Source organism: Vibrio genomosp. F6, from assembly GCF_005146325.1.
Classification (GTDB): domain Bacteria; phylum Pseudomonadota; class Gammaproteobacteria; order Enterobacterales; family Vibrionaceae; genus Vibrio; species Vibrio cortegadensis.
Window position 1 is genome coordinate 63,655 of the sequence record NZ_SYUT01000024.1, and the last position, 18,433, is coordinate 82,087.

The following is an 18,433-nucleotide window of genomic DNA, read 5'->3' on the forward strand; positions in this document are numbered from 1 at the left end:
TCGCTGCGTTAACTAAACCTCATGATTAATATTAACTTAACTATCAGTAAGCTACTCAAATAGTCATAAAGTAAAAATATAATGAGAGTTCTATCAAGCTAATGGACATAACTCTCTTACTGTCACTATAAATAATCAGATATTGATATATATTTTCTAAATCAATTGGATATGTATTAGTACCTAACGCTGCTCCCTAAATGGGCATTATCCAATATAAACTCAACCAGCTCAAAAAAGAGAAATCAGGCTCACAAAGGCTGACCAGAGTTTGGAAACCAACGGATATGAGGCACTAATGGATTTAGTCAATTTCGATAATTTTTTAAAACGTTTACAGGTCGATGAACGAATTATAGTACAAGCACACGATTTTCCTGATCATGATGCAATCTCATCAGCATTTGCTCTTGCTTACCTGTTAAAAAAGCTCGGGTTTTCTCCTTTTATTACCTACCAAGGTTATATAGATCGGATATCGTTACGTAATCTGATTGATTGGCTAAACATCCCAACCGTCAGCCCAAAACAATTATCACTTACACCCAATGATAAAATAATCATTGTTGATGGCTGTATAGGAGAAAAAAACGTAACCGATCTTCCCGGATTAGAAGTAGCCATTATTGATCATCACCAAGTTAAAGCTCCCCACTTTGTTTGGTACTCAGATATACGACCAAACTACGGCTCAACTGCAACAATCCTGGTCGATTACTTTAATTACTACTCACTCGATATACCAAAGAAAATAGCGACGGCTTTACTTGTTGGCCTTACATTCGATACGGCAAATTTTACACGCTCTGTCAGCGATGCAGATATGAAGGCATTAATCCAACTCCAATCTAAATCTGACATGCAGATGGTTAATCGTATCTGTAGAAATCAACTTGAATTCCAAGAATTAGAATTGTTTGACGCTTTACTGTCCTCCATGAAAAGAGAGAAGAATTGTGCTTTCGCTGTATTGCCTGATGGATGCCCTAAAAATATGTTAGGAGTATTAGGTGACTTCTTATTAGGGGTTGATGAAATAGATGTGGTCATTTTGAGTGCACGAAATAGAGGTAAAACTTTTTTGTCGTTACGCTCAGAATGTCCAAACAATAATGTAGAAAAAATAATTCGAAGTGTTCTGAATAATTCAGGTATAGGCTTCGGTGGAGGCCATGCCCATATGGCAGGTGGGATCATCAATGAAATGTACCAACTCTCACAAGAGCTAGATTATGTTTACAATCTTATTCGGCCAAAGCTTATTTTATGCTAATGATTTTTATGCCTCCACATTTACAAATCCATCAAATCGCTATTAAGTAACGACTCGCGCCTGATACCATACTTCTCGATAAAAAACGCAGCGGTAATTCGCTGCGCTTCAATTTATACAAAGACAGAGATCGCTTATCTTGTCCTAGCATCCTCAAAAAAAGCCATCATATCAGGGAAACGTTTTGCCCAAGCTTGCTCATTGTGCACCGCTCCCTCTTCTTCTTGATAACTTAGACTAACGTTTGAATGCTTGGTCTCTAACTCTATTTTCATTTTCCGCGCGCCATCCAAGTAAACCTCAGAGAAGTCCAATCGGCTATCATCACTCGTCTCGTTCGTTCCCATATCCATATAGATACTTAATGGCAGTTTTGACTTTGTCGATTGAGTCTCTTTCTTGCGGATGAATTCAAAAACCTTCGCTTCGTTAAACCAAAAAGCAGGAGAAAACACCCCACAGAACCCGAAACAATCTAAATGATCCATAGCCCCGTATAAGCTGATCAACCCTCCCATTGAGCTTCCCACAAGCGCGGTATGTTGACGCTGAGGTAAACTTCGAAAGTGCGTATCAATATAAGGCTTTAATGTATTCACAATGAACTCACAATAAGCTTTACCCTCACCACCTAACTTGTAAATCGAGGAGTCACGGCTGGGTAAGTCGAACTTTTGGTTCATAACCCATGGTGAATACTCATTAAAGCGTCCCATCCCTTCGCATTCAGCGCCATTATCTATGGCAACAACAATACAACCTGTGATCTCACCATTCTTCTGCATACGGTCAAGGGTTGCTGGGACTTGCCAACTGTCGCCATAAGATGAACGTTGAGGATCGATAACATTCTGACCATCGTGCATGTAAATCACAGGATAACTCAAGCTAGAATCGTCATAACCATTGGGCAGGTAGATATGAATGCCACGATGTCGATTCAGTTGCGGCATAAAAAAATCATCAATACAGTGCAGACGCTTAGGATCAAAATGAGACATGATTTTCCTCATAAATACATTTTCTTTAGATAAAAAAATGCCCCAGTAAAACTGAGGCACATTATTGAGTGAAATTATTTTGAATTGACGGCTTTTACGAACGCTTCTTGCGCACCTTCAATATTCAGCGCTTTCGCTTCATCTAATAAGCTAAGCGCTTTTGGAATATCATTAGACTTCACAGCATTTTGAATGGCAGAAATGTAAAACTTCGTCGATTCAGGTTGAGCGGCAATGGCTGTTTTCGCTTTCACTACGCTAGCAGCGGGTTCTTGTTTAACGACTTTAACAGGTTGTTCAACCGTTTTAGAAATCGCTCTAAATGGGCGCAACTTAAGCGTTTCAACTTCAAGTTCTAACTTACCCCCTAGTTGATGCGTATAAACAGGATCCGTTACCATCGGCATCACTTCGCCAAACTCTTTCGCTCGAACTTTTGCTGGGTGATCAACCTTAACGCTTTCTCCCAGTAAATCTGCTGGCGTGTAAACCACTAGATATGGCGTTTTTGCCGCATCCGCACGAAAACTCGCGATGTAACGAGTACTGGTAAATGCATTTGATGGCAGTGTTTGAAAGTCTTCTAATTTATATTGAGTGACCACTTGAAAATTTTCATCAAGTAATAGAGCGGTCGGAGCAAATACGCTGTCATCAATGAATCGACTTGCTAATTCGATTTTGACTTCTTGTGAGCGATCACTGAAGCGAAATGCGGCAAAGTGGCTGTTACCAGAAACAAATGAACCGACTGGAGATGCTAAATCGATATCAAATTTAATATCTTCATTATCTTGTAGCTGAACAAAAGGGAATTCAGAATAGGTGGTACAACAAACTTCAGAATTCGTTGGGGGAGTCAATTCAAGCTTAACTTGAGCATCTGAAGCACAACCGCTAAGTAAGGCACCTAACACTACGGCTAATATAGAGCTTTTTTTATTAATCATTGTTTTCTCACTATAGGTTGCTTGTGGGTTATAACCATCAACTATAACTTGTAGGGCATAACGTCAAAAAGGCAGCCCAAAGGCTGCCCTTAATACTAAACGATTTAGAACCAGATTTCAGTGTGTACACCGAATACAAATTGGTCATCGCCGTTTTCAATACCAATAATGCCCGCACTTGCTTCATCATCGGCTTTAATGTAGCTGATGTATGGCTTAACTTGTGGGCGACCAAAGTAGTCTGAGTTAGCTGTAAATGCAGTTGCAATTTCAAGGTTAATGATGTTGCTTTCTACAGCATCGCCAGTACGACCCCAGTAACCTTCATCACCTTCTTCATGGCCGTATGAAGCTGTTGCTTCTAAACGAACATTATCATTAAGCTTATAAGAAGGACGAGCAGCTACGATGTAACGAGTCAGACCTTCCGCACCAAACAGTTGGTCAAGAGCCGTAAAGTAGGCTACTTCTGTACCTAGTTGCACTTTATCTGAAATGTTCAGTACACCGTAAGATGTTAGGAATAGTGACTCAGCGTCATCATTGCCGCCAGACCAGTTACCAAAGTTCACACCACGGTTTTGCATTACACCAGAACCGTAAGCAATTGCGTTTTGAGTCCAACCATCAAGGCCATAGTAGCTAGTATTTAATGTTACAGAAGCACCTACGCCGTCATCATTTTCGCCATCTAACACTTGCTTACCAAGTTTTAGGTCAAAATCAAGACTACCAATACCAGCATCTACACCGTAGTAATACATATCGATTGAAGATAATGTAGTACGTGGTTCAGTTTTATGTTTATCACCAAAAGCATCAATCGAATCAGCCATTACATAAGCGATACCAGCAGTGTTGCCACCAAGTTTAGTTTGGATACCCGCACCAATACCTGAAGATTGTTTCCAGAACTCACCAGAAAGAATACCCGCAGCACGGTTTAAGAAGCGTTGACCACCCCAAATAGAAGTGTCTTCACCTAGAATACCACCTAGCTCAACAAATGCTTCTTTAACAGCAAAGCCATCTTCATCACGTACAGCTTCGTCACCATCAGATGAATAAGCGTAAGAGTTACCGTTACCAAATTCGGTACGAACTACATAATCAGCCCAAACACCATTTTCGTATTCACTGTGCTTTTTAATTGTGAATTCGACTTGGTTTGTACTTTTACCGTGAGTACCCGCTGTTTTGTAGTCTGGGCGACCAAATTCAGTATCTGTCGTTGTACCATCAACAACACGAACGTTCGAAGACATGTAACCATGTACTTCCCAACCATCAGTTACAGTATCAGTAGCAGCAGCGAATGCAGAACCCGCAGCTAATGTAGATGCCACTGCAGCAGCAATTAAACTTACTTTATTCATTCTTAACTCCATCAAGGATGATTTATAATTTATGGACGACTTATAATTTTTTGGTTCTTTTTGCGATGCATCCTGTAAAGGCAGTAAACAGGTCGCATCGAAAAAAGAGGTAAGATGGGAACAAGTCCCCGGTTGTTTCAACGAGGTCCATAATAGGCAAGGATGAGAAGGCTGACTTCCTCCACCTTAATTAAATTTAAGGGGGATGATTAGGGATGAGATAAATTACAGAATGACGTTTATTTAGCTTTGATCACACAAACAGGGGGGAGGAGGCGATCGATTTATATCGGATACCCTGACAAAACGATAACTAAGTCATAGTTTTGTTAAACCCATTCATAAAAATGTAATTTAATTACATAAACATTTATCTAAATAAGGTGCTTGACCTTGTTGAGACAAAGCTTTTTACTAATAGTTCTATCCGTGTAGTAAATGAAAAAGAATTCCTAACATGACAAAAACGCTCTCTCGCCCTTATCCACTTGGCGCTACGCTCAACAATAATGGCTGTAATTTTTCCATCTATGCTCCGGAATGCAAATCGATAAAACTTGCTCTATTTGATGAGCAAGATAAGTTTGAAACCTTCCCTTTAGAAGGTGAATATGCAGGGATTCGTTATACCCATATTCCAAACATCAAAGCACAGCAAAAATATGGTTACATTATTGAAACAGAAAAGGGATTACACCTTTTATCTGACCCTTATGCTAAAGCCATTGATAAAGCACTCCACTACGAGACACCTTATAGCTCAGAAAAAAGCTTCTCTATGCCAAAATGTGTTGTCATTGACGATAAGTTTGATTGGCAAGGTATTGAGCAACCAAGAATTCCCAAAGAAGACACCGTTCTTTTTGAAACTCATGTAAAAGGCTTAACTAAGCTGAATCCAAATTTAAATGAAAGCGAAAAAGGCACTTATTTAGGCTTATACAGCCCCGAAATGCTCGCCTTTTACAAACAACAAAATATTAACTCTATCCAACTATTACCCGTTGCGGCATGCATGCATGAGCCCCATCTATTAGAGATGGATAAGGTTAATTATTGGGGATATAACCCATATTTATTCATGGTTCCTGACCCTAGATATGCTAAAAATGATGCGGTAACTGAGCTAAAAACAGCCATTCGGGAACTGCACAAAAATGGCATCGAAGTCATTTTAGATGTGGTGTATAACCATACGGCGGAGAGCGGTGAAGGTGGGCCAGTATTCAACTGGAAAGCTCTAGATTCACGTGTATATATTAAACACGGTTGCCATTATGCCAACTTTACAGGCTGCGGTAATACCGTTGATTTAACATACCAACCAGCACTCAACCTTGTGATGGATACTCTTCGCTATTGGGTCAAAGAGTTCAAAGTTGATGGTTTTCGCTTCGATTTAGCCGCAACTCTAGGTAGACAAGGGGACAATTTTAACCCTGAAGCGGCCTTTTTCAAAGCTGTTGCCCAAGATCCAACCCTACGCGAAACCAAACTTATTGCAGAACCTTGGGATATAGGCCCAAATGGTTATCAAGTAGGCAATTTCCCTCTTGGCTGGAATGAATGTAACGATAAACTGCGTGACATTACCCGTAGCTTCTGGCGTGGTGATCAAGGCTATTTAAAAGAGTTTGCCACTCGAATAATGGGCTCGCGCGATCTCTACAGTGCCGCCAATTGGCCTCATAAACTGACCGTCAATTACATTACCTACCATGACGGCTTCACTATGCAAGATCTTGTTTCCTACAAGCATAAGCATAATGAAGAGAATGGCGAACACAACCGAGATGGTCATGGGGATAACCGCTCAGAAAACTACGGAGTAGAAGGTCCTTCTGAGAACATGCTTATTATCGCCACCCGTGAAAAACAAAAACGTAACTTCATGGCGAGCTTAATTTTTGCGTTTGGTATTCCTCATATATTAACGGCTGATGTGCTATCACATACCCAAAATGGCAACAACAACGCTTATTGCCAAGACAGTGAAACCAGCTGGTTAAATTGGGAGAGCAATGAAAGAAAAGATTATTTCAAAGGCTGGCTATCGGAAATGATCAGGGCACGCCAAGAGTTTATGGTGCCTTTCATTAAAGCGTTTAGTGGAGAAGGTAGAAACAATAACCGCATTTTTTGGCGTCGTATTGATGGAACCTTAATGGAACATGATGATTGGAACCGTTTGAGCTCTGTTGCGCTGCATTTGGGTATTGATAGCGATGGTGCTGAAATGGTTTACTTAATCAACCAAACCAGCGCTCCTGCGAGATTTAAGTTACCAAATGATAAAAATCAAATTTGGGAAACCATATGTGATACCAACTTGAGAAATGTACAGCATGGACACGCAGAAGGAGAAGTTCTGTTGTCGCCAACCTCAATGGCTATATTACACTTTCGACCTAAAAATTAGCAGGGTCAGTACTATCAGTCTGCTCGAATAGTATCAATCTAAACATAAAGGCGAGATGATTTATATCTCGCCTTTTTTACACCTCTAAAAACTGAAGAATGGAAACATTTAACGATAATTAAAAACAAGCAACAACACAATTTACACATTATGGTAATTTATAAATCAAGTAGTTACAAGAAAATTTGCCACCAATCCCACAAATACAACGCCACTAGTATTTTATAAAAAACAGACACACTAACTCTATATATTAAACAAAAACTTTGTTAGAGACTTCCATGAAATTACATATACTGACTTTCATTTTCTGCGCCCTTTTGGTCGGATGCAGCACCTCCTCAACCATGACACCAATAAAGGAAGATCCTTACTGGGTCAGCGATAGCCTGGAGAATGGCTTGCGTTACCATATCTACCCTGACAAAGGGAAACCTGTCTCGGTTCGCTTAATCATACATGCAGGTTCTTTTCAAGAAACACCGCAACAGACAGGATTTGCACACTTTACCGAGCATATGGCTTTTAACGGTAGTGCCCATTTTTCAAAAAACGATGTCATCCATTTATTTGAGCAAGCCGGCGCAAGCTTTGGTCCCGATATCAATGCCTATACAAACTATCAAGACACCGTATACAAATTAGATTTACCCGATAATAGTCGTTTGAATGATGCTTTAGTTTGGTTTCGAGATATAGGCGATGGCATTAATTTCAATTCAGAGGAAATTCAAAAAGAGAAAGGCGTTCTTTTAGGCGAGTTTCGCTATTCTCGATTAGCGGATAAGTCCATTGCAAGTACGTTTTACGACTATCTGATTCTAGGCTCCCGATACCAACAACACGATCCTATTGGAAATCCTGCCTCTATATCAGACACTCAGGTTCAAGACCTACACGCCTTCTACAAGACTTGGTATCAACCTCAAATTGCGGAAGTTATCATTACGGGTGATGTGACACTAGATCAAGCAACAACTCTCGTCAAAAAGCACTTTGCTACGTGGGAAAAAGGCACAACACCTCCACCAGTCAAAGTTAATCAGTTCTCCTATAACGATACAGACTTCATTGATTATGTCGCAAGTACTGAGTCCCCTAGTATTAGCATCGTTATCAATCGTGGTTCGCGAGTGATTCACACCAGAGAAGATCAAATGAAGCAATGGCTTGATGAGATGTCTCAGCAGATCATTCAGCAAAGAATGACCAATGTCTTTATAGATTCCGCCCTTCCAGCACAGTGGTTATTTTCTACCTCTTACTTGCTTGAATACCAAAATTATTCGATTACCAATGTCTCTTTTCCTTCTCAATATCGAGATAAAGTTCAGCCGCTATTCTTTTCCACATTAGCGTCTATACGCGACTATGGGGTCACCGATGCCGAATTAAATACGGCCTTAAAAACGTACCAAGACAAGCTAGAGTACATAAAACCTAATTGGGAAAATATGGATGCTGTCGAGCACGCGAATGGGAAAACAAATGCCATCGTCATTGATCAAGTCGTCCAATCCCAGTTAGACATGAAGTCTACCCTTAAACAGTTTTTATCGAGCGTAGATTTAAAGCTCATCAATCATCATATTGAAGAGTTATTATCTTCCGATTACCAATTGGCAATCGGGCTAGATAAGAGTGAGGACAAACCATCGATTAAAGCGACGTTTCCGGCAATAAAATCGGCTTATCAAAAAACGGGAACGAAACCGTTAGTCAAAAATGTCGATGCCGCTTTTGTCCTCCCAGAAAAAAAGGGGGTGATTATTTCTCAGGAAATAAACCACCACGGTCTCACCCACTTCATTCTCAGTAATGGCGTCAATGTATGGTACCAACGAGACCTAGATGCTGGTGATGATGTCAACCTATCCATTGCTAGCCTAGGCGGGAAATCGTCGTTGAAACCAGAATTATTCGCTGCCACAGAGCTTATGATCCCTGTGGCCTCGCGCAGTGGACTTGGGCAATTTAGTGGCGCTCAATTAAACTCTCATTTAACAGAGAAAAATATAGAGATCGTGCCCTATGTTACTCAAACTCGACAAGGGGTTGATATTACGACGAAAAAAGAGAATTTAGCCGAAAGTCTAGCCGCATTATACAATCTAATATCTGACTTGAAATTGGATCAAAAACAACTGGAAGCAGTCAAGCAAGAGTTCACTCAAAACCGTAATGCTTATTTAAATAGCCCTGCCGGAAAGTTTGCTCAGAGTATTAATGGTAATAGCTACCTCCCAACAAGCAGCCACATAATGCTCACCAGTGAAAGCATCACTGCTGTAAACCAAGAGCAATTACAAGAAGCGCATAAACAGCTATTCAAACAAAATCGGAATTACCAGATGGTCATTACCGCCAGCCTCAGACCATCTGAAATAAAGCCTCTACTTCGTCAGTATGTGGCCTCGATTGATTTAGAGAAAGCATCAAAGGTTGATTTCAACGTGGCTTATCAACCACAATATCAACCTCGAATTGAAATGGATATCAATAATGAAAAAGGCTCTCAGTATCTATTGCGAGTCATTTCGACTGAGCCCGAAGTAAGGTCGACAAAAACTATTTTTATGGACGATATGCTACAGCGTATTATCACAATGCGTCTAACGGCCTACGTTCGCGAAGAGTTGAGCTTAGACTACGCCCCGTTTGTTATGACTTTAATGGAAGATAGTGAGCCAAACAGCGACTGGCTAATAGGAGCACAAGTTGCTCCACATAATGAAGCCATGATAGAAAAGGCCATTGATAAGGTCGTTTCGGACATTCAACTTGGTGTGTCTAATCAAGAAGTGGAGATCGCTGCGAAACAGTTAATGAAGGATATGACTTCAGAATTAAACAACCAGAAACTCTACACTTGGTCGATGACTCGCTATCTGGTTCACAATTATGGTTTTGATGAATTCTTAGATTTGGAAGGAACAGCAAAAGGGATTAGCAAAGAAGATCTATCCAACAGAGCAAAGATGGCCTTTGGTAGCAGCACTTGGCAAAGCAAAAATATTCTGCGACCAAAAAGTTAACTGACTAAGCTCAATTACTCGCAAATATGTATGTGGCATTGAACACCAGAGTCAATGCCACTTATCCAGCAGAAAGAACAAGGTCAATTTGATTTTAAACCAGCTTCAGCCTTCTGTTTAGCAGCTAAATACGCATCAATATGCTTTTGTATCGCCGTTTTTGTTCCTTTAATCAACCGACCGTTGAACATGCAGTACCATGCCTTTTCATCATCACTGTCGTTCTTAATCAAAAAGCCGTTGTAATGTTCATTTCTCGGCTGAGCTTTGGTTTTTTTGTACCGTTCATTTTGGATCGCAAACTCTTGAGGGTCGACAACAGATGCCGTATCGCACCACCAATCAATACTCTTCTTTAATTCAGAAATATTACCAGTCAGTATCTGCCCTTTGATCTTAACCTTCCATACACTTGCTGACTGATTAGCAAGCTTAAAATTAAAGCCCCGATAGTTTGCAATGGCCATGATATATAATCTTTTAATTCTAATAACGGATATTGGTTGGATTATATACCGTACAGCAGAACAGAAAAAGATCTGTACCACGGTTTTTTATCATATTGCATTTGTCATATTGACCTGGTCATTTATTACCCACCCTCACGTCAACACCAGTCGTTCAATACAAAAGCAGAAGTTCGATTACGACGTAAATCAATACCAAGAATAATGCAATCAAATGGTTACATTCCGAACATATTGCATATAGGATAAGCCTATCTAATTTACGAAAATCCGCGCGATTCCTTTGCCTCCTCCATCTTGAAGCCAATTTGAACGTTTTCGTAATAGTAAAAATAACGTTAGGAATTAAATATGTATAAGTTATTTGAAAGCTTTACTCAGGCTTTCCCACAAGATGATCCTAAACAGCCCCCCAATGGGATTCTGGCATTTTGTCTTCATTACACCAAAGGATTCAAAAAACCGTTAGCTATTCTCGCAGTAATGAGTATGAGTATTGCGATAATTGAAGTATCACTTTTTGGCTTTATGGGACAATTAGTTGATTGGTTATCGACGAGTAACCCCGACACCTTTTTAGAGCAAAATAGCTCCACATTGATTGGTCTTGGCATTTTGCTGCTCGTGATCATGCCAATCATGATCACCGCTTACTCATTGCTTATCCATCAGACGTTGCTTGGCAATTACCCAATGTCGATTCGATGGTTGGCTCACCGTTATTTACTAAAACAGAGTCTCTCTTTCTATCAAGACGACTTTGCCGGGCGCGTTGCAACCAAAGTAATGCAGACATCGCTCGCCGTTAGAGAAACGGTAATGAAAGCCGTCGATGTTTTTATCTACGTGACCGTCTATTTCACTGCCATCATTTTTATGCTTGCGCAATCGGACTGGCGACTTATGGCACCAATGCTGATATGGCTAGGGATTTATCTTGGGATTCAATTCTATTTTGTTCCTAAGCTTAAAGCCGTTTCGTCAGAACAAGCGGATGCCCGATCACTAATGACTGGGCGAATTGTCGATAGTTACACCAACATTGCGACCGTGAAATTATTTTCTCACAGTAAACGTGAAACAGAATACGCAGAAGAGGGAATGGAAGGATTCTTAGATACGGTTCATAGACAAATGCGCTTAGTCACAGGTTTTAACGTCTGTGTTGAACTAGCGAACTATCTACTTGTGTTCTCCATCTCCGCGATTTCCATTGCTCTGTGGATGGACAGTGCGATCACTATAGGTGCCATCGCGATCGCGATCAGTTTGGCCTTGCGTATTAACGGTATGTCGAAATGGATCATGTGGGAAGTTGGCGGACTGTTTGAGAATATGGGTACGGTAATTGACGGCATGAAAACGCTATCAAAGCCTATCGATATACAAGACAAGCCCGATGCTCAACCTATCGAAGTACCTCAGGGTGGCATTGTATTCGATAACGTCAGCTTCAATTATGGCGAGAATAAAGGGGTGATCAATAACCTTAACCTCAATATTAAGCCCGGAGAAAAAGTCGGTTTAGTGGGACGTTCAGGCGCAGGTAAATCCACCTTAGTTAACCTGTTACTCCGATTCCATGATGTTGAAGGCGGTCAGATCCGTATTGATGATCAAGTGATCTCCGATGTCACTCAAGATTCACTGCGTAGCAATATCGGAATGGTCACTCAAGATACCTCTTTACTGCACCGTTCGATCCGAGAAAACATTCTATATGGCAAACCCGATGCCGGAGAAGATGCTTTACTTGCTGCGACGAAACAAGCTCACGCTCATGAATTTATTGAAACGCTGACCGACCCATTCGGAAATATTGGCTATGATGCTCAAGTGGGTGAACGAGGTGTTAAACTGTCTGGCGGACAGCGTCAGCGAATTGCGATCTCACGAGTTCTTCTCAAAAATGCACCATTGCTCGTCCTAGATGAAGCAACCTCAGCGTTAGATTCGGAAGTCGAAGCCGCCATTCAAGAGAGCTTAATTGAACTTATGGAAGGCAAAACGGTTATCGCCATTGCTCACCGCCTATCGACAATTGCCGCAATGGATCGCTTAATCGTGCTTGATAAAGGCAATATCGTAGAACAAGGTTCACACCAAGAGTTAATCAACCAAGGTGGCATCTACGCCCAACTTTGGGCTCATCAAACTGGTGGTTTTATTGGCGAGAACTTAGATGTCAGTGGAAGCAACTAGTAATGCAAACCATTAGTTAGTGCTAATTGAAATGGCGACCCGTTTATGGTCGCCATTTTTTTACCTTTTAGTCAGCCACTACTTTTCGAGTTCAGCCTCGCCATGACGCTTTTTAAGTGTTTGGAACAGCCACCCTAGACCAATAAGAGCTAAGCCTAGCCCTAAGAAACTTGCCGCTCGCCAAATACCATCCAAATAACTAACATCAGAAATGAAGACTTTCACCACCGCAAGCCCCACAACAATCAAGCCATAAGTTTGATGAGCAGATTTTTGACGAACCACACCAATGTAGGTCCATAACGCTCCCAAAATGACTAATGCAGCAGAGTAAGTTAACCATTCCGCCATGCTGGTTGTTTCCAATATCGACATGCTTTCTGTTTGCCAAAATTGGCGAATTGATAATGCAAGCCATAACGCGAGCAACCCACCACCTACAACATATAACCAACGAGGTTGTACCGGCTCAGGGCACCAATTTCGGTAAGCTAAAATAATAAGCGCGGCGCCTGGAAGTAACCAACCCAGAGATAAACCATTAAACATTGGTATCGCTGTAGCCGACACGGTATCTGCCGATAACGGCATAAACTGAGTGTTGAGTAAAAACATACATATCAGAGCGACCAATAATAGAGCGTAACGGTAGCATAGATAGAAATAATGCATTGTATGACTAAACTGCTGGCGGTAACTGTAGACACCAACCAATACAAGCGCCTCTATTAACCAGAAACTCACACTCGTTAAATCAAGTTTATCGAATATTACAAAGCTACCAGTCAGCCAGTAATGACTTTGCATCAAGACAAAGATAGCAATGACATGAACGAGTGCGCCTTCAAACCAATCCGCTAATGCAATGCTTTTCTCACGCATCATTTTTAATGCGAAACCTAATATGACAATCGCAGGTAAGCAATTTGCTACCGCGACCCAACCTTGTGGCGAAAGCCCTTGTTGCCACGACTCAATCACAGGTAATAAGCTTAAACGAGTGAGCAATAGTGAGACGGCAATCTTAACGACAACATCACGCAACACAGCGTAAGAAAGAACCATTTGAAGAGTCATTGCCAAAACTTGTAACGCTAATAGAGCAGTGAACACCTCGCCATAGAACCAAATATAATTAAGTACCAACAGTACAGCATGAATTGACGCTGAAAGGTCCGAACGCAATCTTGGTTCCATTTTTGCCAATCCACCGAGTCCTAAGCATCCGCCAAGAGCAAAAAGGCTTGTTAGCCACAATCTGTCTGGATAATTTCCTTCCACATAAACCAATATACCAATTAGCATTAATGCACCGCAAGATACCGCCCACCAATAACTGAATGTGGAACGATAACTGGCTGAAAACTGTCTATAAGAACGCAATACAAGAAGCACAGTCCAGAGAGCTAACACCCCAAGCACTGATAAAAGGGACTCTGGCGTATTCAATAAATGTAGATGCAATACAGCAGTGAGAATGACCGTTGAAACCAATGATAATAATTGGGACTCACGGCTTGAATAGCCTCGACGAACAGCAGGCAATAGCAACATGACAAAGGGAGTGATAGCTAAAGAAAAGAGCGTAAAATTACTCAGTGGAAGATGTGATTCTGCAATAAGTATCAGCGCGCCAATCATCCCCGCAATGATTGCAGGGTGATACCAAGTCCGCGGTACTCTTTGGCGAAACGGTACTTTTAGCGCCCAACCCTGATGAGGCACAAGCACTAATAAATAGGTGGATAAGGGATAAAATAGCGAAACCCAAAGTGTTAAATTATCGGTTTCAATGGCGGAACTCATCAGCCCAAGCCATCCAATATGAGCCAAGCTAATAAACAAAGACAACCAAGGAACATTCATTCGCGGGCGCACATATAATCCAGCAGCCGTTACCATGCTGATATAGCTCATGAACACATAGAAATTAGGCGTCCCTTCACCAACCCAGAAAGGAGCCGTATAACCACCAATTAGCCCTAAGATCGCCATTAAGCTTCCAAACCGATAACTTAAAGTCAAACAGACCAAAGCGGTTAATGCGATAAGACCCAAAGCCCATGACTCTGGAACAAGTTGATACATCACCGTCGCGAACACAATCGTGAGATAAATACCGGTCATCCCTGCGGCTGCAAACGTTGCTGGGATATAATTTTGATTAGGAATATCAACAAGACGCCACCTCTTCGCCTGTATTTGTCGATGTAACCACTCCGCAAAACCAACAATAGCCACTGACAATATCAAGCTTCCGGTAATGCGCCCTTGAGGTGAGATTTCAATTCGACTTCCAACAAACTGCACTAAATACCCGATACCAAATACAAGAGCTAACCCACCGATCCATACTAACCAGTTCCGTTTTAAGTGGGCGACAATCTGTTGTCCAAATCCAACTTCCGTTTGATTGCAATTTTCTAATGGATTGAGAGGACGACGTGAATTGTTAGTGGTGTTTGAAACGATAACTTTCGATTCTAGATTAACTTCAGGAGTGTCATTAACTGCGGATTGCAATGAGTCAACCATTGGCGAGCTTTCATTCGCTCCTAAGCGATCAGCAGTATCTATCGCTGACTCCGCTTCTCGCTGATAAACATCGTCTTCTATAGAGTTTGAAGGTTGCCTCTCTGTATACACACCACGTTTCAGCTCCGTTAGTCGATCCACTTTTTCATTCAATTGAGACAAAGCCGATCTTAAGCGTTTTGTTTCTATCAAAGCTCTTATGGCAACGATAGGGCTCACAAGCAACGCTATCACCACCAATCCGATAATCAGCACAACTTCATCCATGTTAGCTTCCTATGACGTATCACGATTAATCATTTAATCCACGAACTTATTAGGCTGTACATCAAACGACTGATATTAATATTTCATTGTACCAATATAGTTTAACTTTAATATGTCTCGACAAAGAGAATGGAATAAATACCGAACTACAACCGTTATATCTCTTCATATCAACCTCGATATCAATAAATTAATTATTCTAATAAAAAGAATAACGATAGCGTGATCCTCTATACAATATTTATATCAATAGAGATATACACTCCAAACCTAATATTAATCGAAACAATCAACATTAAATGCATATTTATCAACAGTAATGAATTTTTATTCGTTTGGGCTTTTCCACATCTGGAGATTTACAATGAACAAAATATCTTTATCCATTTTATCTGCTGCCATTCTTTCTACATTTACCATTAGCGCTGATGCGTGTACGGGTTTAATTGTCGGAAAAGGCGCATCTATTGATGGCAGCATTATGATCGCACGTAATGAAGACTTCGGAATCAATAACTGGAACAAACACTTAGCATACCGTCCTGCTCAAAAAAATGAGGCAGAGACCTGGAAGTTAGGTAATGGTCTAGAAGTTCCTATGCCAAAAGAGTTCTTCGCATACTCCGCGATTCCAGATTGGGATGCAAATACTGTTGATAGCCAAAATAAATTTTATGAAGAGCGTGGTATTAATGAATATAACGTTGCAATATCTGCAACCACCAGCGCTGAAATAAATGAAAAGGCATTAAAAGTAGATCCACTAATTGATGACGGTGTCATTGAAGCCATAATTCCAACATTAATATTACCTCAAGCTAAAACAGCAAAAGAGGGGGTGACATTATTAGGTGAATATATTGAAAAATACGGCGCAGGCGAAGGTAATAGCTTATATATTGCCGACATCAATGAAGTTTGGTTAGTCGAAATTGGCTCTGGACATCACTGGATCGCGGTTAAAGTTCCAGATGACAGCTATGCGATGATCGCCAATGGCTTACGAATTCACGGAGTTAACCTTAATAGTAAAAGCGTCATGCACTCGAAAGGGCTAGTCGAATTTGTGAACCAGCATAAACTGCTCGATAATCCTGATGCCAAATCATTTAATTTTGCCAAAGCATTCGGAGTCACGGGTGATGTTTATAACATCGATCGCGAGTGGCTAGGTCAGAAGATGCTTACTGAGTCAAAAAACCAACCGACTCGACAAGATCAGTACCCGTTATTCATGAAGCCCGATGAGAAGATTTCCGTTCAAGATGTAGCAGAAGTACTTAGTGCGACATACAAAGGCACATCATTGGAAGAGAAAGGCCAACGACCAATCAGAGTAGAACGCCAACTTGAATCTCATATCATACAGTTACGTCCAGAGATGCCATATGAACTTCAAGGGCTAATTTGGCAGAGCTTTGGTGTGTTACCTGAATCCGTTCTCGTGCCTCTTTATTCGAGCCTTCAAGAGTACCCAACGCCTTACTTGACTGGTGGTGACACTTACACTGACAACTCCGCTTACTGGCAATTTAGAAGCTTAACCGCCCTTGCTTCAGCTAATCAAAGCAAGTATCTGCCAATGCTTAAAGAGATTTGGGATAAAGAAGAGACTAAACTCTACAAACAAGTCAGCCAATTAGACACCACATTGAAATCGCTCTACAAAACAGATAAACAAGCCGCATTGGATATGGCATCTGATTACTCTTTTGGGCAACTACAGCGCACGCTCACAATGGCGACTGACATTCGTTATAAAATGATGACAGATCTAACAAAAAGTACAGAGAAAAAATATTCAGATGAGGAATTCAAAAAGATAATGAATCTATAGATAAAATGTAACAGAGGCGGTCAAATAACGACCAACTTCAAAATGTTGGCCTATTATTTATAGTATCGTACGCTTGTTCGTTTACATGCTCATCTTCAGCGACTAAATTGATAGACGCAAAAGAGACCAAACGCCCTTTGCTTGCGCGTTCTGGATGGTCAGATTCCGAAAGGGATCTGACCTTTTTCATCGATTCTATTCGCAGTTATCCATCTTCTCTTTCCTACGATTCTTTTTTTCCTTAAAATCTCACTTAATAACATCTATCGAGATTTAAAATGAACAAAAGTTTACTGACCAACCTGATCTCCATATCGCTTCTTGCGGCTGGGTACCAACTAAACAACACGACTCTACTTTATGCTGGGTTATTCGCTTTTTCTGGAGCAATAACAAACTGGCTTGCCATTCATATGTTATTTGAGAAAGTACCGGGTCTATACGGGTCAGGGGTCATACCCGCTCGTTTCGAAGAGTTCAAAGCGGCGATCAAACAATTAATGATGGAGCAATTTTTCACAGAGTCGAATATTGATAGATTTTTAAACAAAGAGATGGCGAGCGGTAAAAGTTTAAATTTGCAGCCCGTGATATCAAAAATAGATTTCAACCCAACCTTCGACTCACTTATTGATGTGATCGCGAACTCTTCTTTTGGTGGCATGTTAGCAATGGTTGGTGGTACGGAAGCACTACAGCCACTAAAGCAACCATTTGTAGAAAAGATGCAAGAATCAGTCATTGAAATCAGCCAAAGCGAGTCAGTAAAAGAAGCATTGAAAGAGCAGCTAGAATCTCCAGCCATGATGGACGAGATCAAAATCAATATTGAAAACATCATCGATCAGAGATTAAATGAACTCACACCGAAATTAGTCAAAGAGATGGTCCAAAAAATGATTAAACAGCATTTAGGTTGGTTAGTAGTTTGGGGAGGGGTGTTCGGTGGTCTAATCGGGGTTATTTCTTCACTCGTCGCTTAATCAAAGTACACTCGGTTTTCGGTTTATAATTAGAGGGGCAGCAATGTTGCTCCCTTTAAGATCCATTACCGCTTCTCTTGTTCCTACC

Annotated in this window: 11 protein-coding genes; 6 read left to right on the forward strand and 5 right to left on the reverse strand. The window is 40.9% G+C overall.

The window, feature by feature from the left end:
• Positions 1 to 298 precede the first annotated feature (298 nt).
• On the forward strand, positions 299 to 1,273 hold the full coding sequence (locus FCV43_RS09330; RefSeq protein WP_136994988.1) for a DHH family phosphoesterase: 975 nt from the start codon (positions 299 to 301) through the stop codon (positions 1,271 to 1,273).
• Positions 1,274 to 1,407: 134 nt separating this feature from the next.
• Here the strand turns inward: FCV43_RS09330 and FCV43_RS09335 are convergent, their stop codons facing one another.
• From FCV43_RS09335 to FCV43_RS09345, 3 genes are all read right to left on the reverse strand, one after another.
• Positions 1,408 to 2,274: an alpha/beta hydrolase gene (locus FCV43_RS09335; protein ID WP_136994989.1), complete on the reverse strand. Its 867-nt coding sequence runs from the start codon at positions 2,272 to 2,274 to the stop codon at positions 1,408 to 1,410.
• Positions 2,275 to 2,348: 74 nt separating this feature from the next.
• Positions 2,349 to 3,221 carry a MalM family protein gene (locus FCV43_RS09340; RefSeq protein ID WP_240697150.1) on the reverse strand — a complete coding sequence of 291 codons (873 nt, stop codon included), beginning with the start codon at positions 3,219 to 3,221 and terminating at the stop codon, positions 2,349 to 2,351.
• Between the two features lie 107 nt (positions 3,222 to 3,328).
• Positions 3,329 to 4,600, reverse strand: a complete 1,272-nt coding sequence (locus tag FCV43_RS09345; protein WP_170961634.1) for a carbohydrate porin — start codon at positions 4,598 to 4,600, stop codon at positions 3,329 to 3,331.
• Positions 4,601 to 5,057: 457 nt separating this feature from the next.
• On the opposite strand from FCV43_RS09345, the gene glgX reads away from it, so the two are divergent.
• Together glgX and FCV43_RS09355 are read left to right on the forward strand one after the other, a co-directional pair.
• Positions 5,058 to 7,019: a glycogen debranching protein GlgX gene (gene glgX, locus FCV43_RS09350; RefSeq protein ID WP_136994992.1), complete on the forward strand. Its 1,962-nt coding sequence runs from the start codon at positions 5,058 to 5,060 to the stop codon at positions 7,017 to 7,019.
• Positions 7,020 to 7,300: 281 nt separating this feature from the next.
• On the forward strand, positions 7,301 to 10,054 hold the full coding sequence (locus tag FCV43_RS09355; RefSeq protein WP_170961635.1) for an insulinase family protein: 2,754 nt from the start codon (positions 7,301 to 7,303) through the stop codon (positions 10,052 to 10,054).
• Between the two features lie 83 nt (positions 10,055 to 10,137).
• On the opposite strand, the gene FCV43_RS09360 is transcribed toward FCV43_RS09355, so the two are convergent.
• Positions 10,138 to 10,521 carry a DUF3319 domain-containing protein gene (locus tag FCV43_RS09360; protein ID WP_136994993.1) on the reverse strand — a complete coding sequence of 128 codons (384 nt, stop codon included), beginning with the start codon at positions 10,519 to 10,521 and terminating at the stop codon, positions 10,138 to 10,140.
• Positions 10,522 to 10,872: 351 nt separating this feature from the next.
• Here FCV43_RS09360 and FCV43_RS09365 point away from each other — a divergent pair, with 351 nt between their 5' ends.
• On the forward strand, positions 10,873 to 12,723 hold the full coding sequence (locus FCV43_RS09365; RefSeq protein WP_017052387.1) for an ABC transporter ATP-binding protein: 1,851 nt from the start codon (positions 10,873 to 10,875) through the stop codon (positions 12,721 to 12,723).
• Positions 12,724 to 12,801: 78 nt separating this feature from the next.
• Here FCV43_RS09365 and FCV43_RS09370 read toward each other — a convergent pair whose 3' ends face one another.
• Positions 12,802 to 15,525 carry a DUF2339 domain-containing protein gene (locus FCV43_RS09370; protein WP_136994994.1) on the reverse strand — a complete coding sequence of 908 codons (2,724 nt, stop codon included), beginning with the start codon at positions 15,523 to 15,525 and terminating at the stop codon, positions 12,802 to 12,804.
• 364 nt (positions 15,526 to 15,889) lie between these two features.
• Here FCV43_RS09370 and FCV43_RS09375 point away from each other — a divergent pair, with 364 nt between their 5' ends.
• Positions 15,890 to 17,362: a C69 family dipeptidase gene (locus tag FCV43_RS09375; RefSeq protein ID WP_136994995.1), complete on the forward strand. Its 1,473-nt coding sequence runs from the start codon at positions 15,890 to 15,892 to the stop codon at positions 17,360 to 17,362.
• A 278-nt stretch (positions 17,363 to 17,640) separates the two neighbouring features.
• The gene (locus tag FCV43_RS09380) at positions 17,641 to 18,345 is read left to right on the forward strand and encodes a hypothetical protein (protein WP_017052384.1); all 705 of its coding nucleotides are present in this window, start codon (positions 17,641 to 17,643) and stop codon (positions 18,343 to 18,345) included.
• The last annotated feature ends 88 nt before the right edge of the window (positions 18,346 to 18,433 follow it).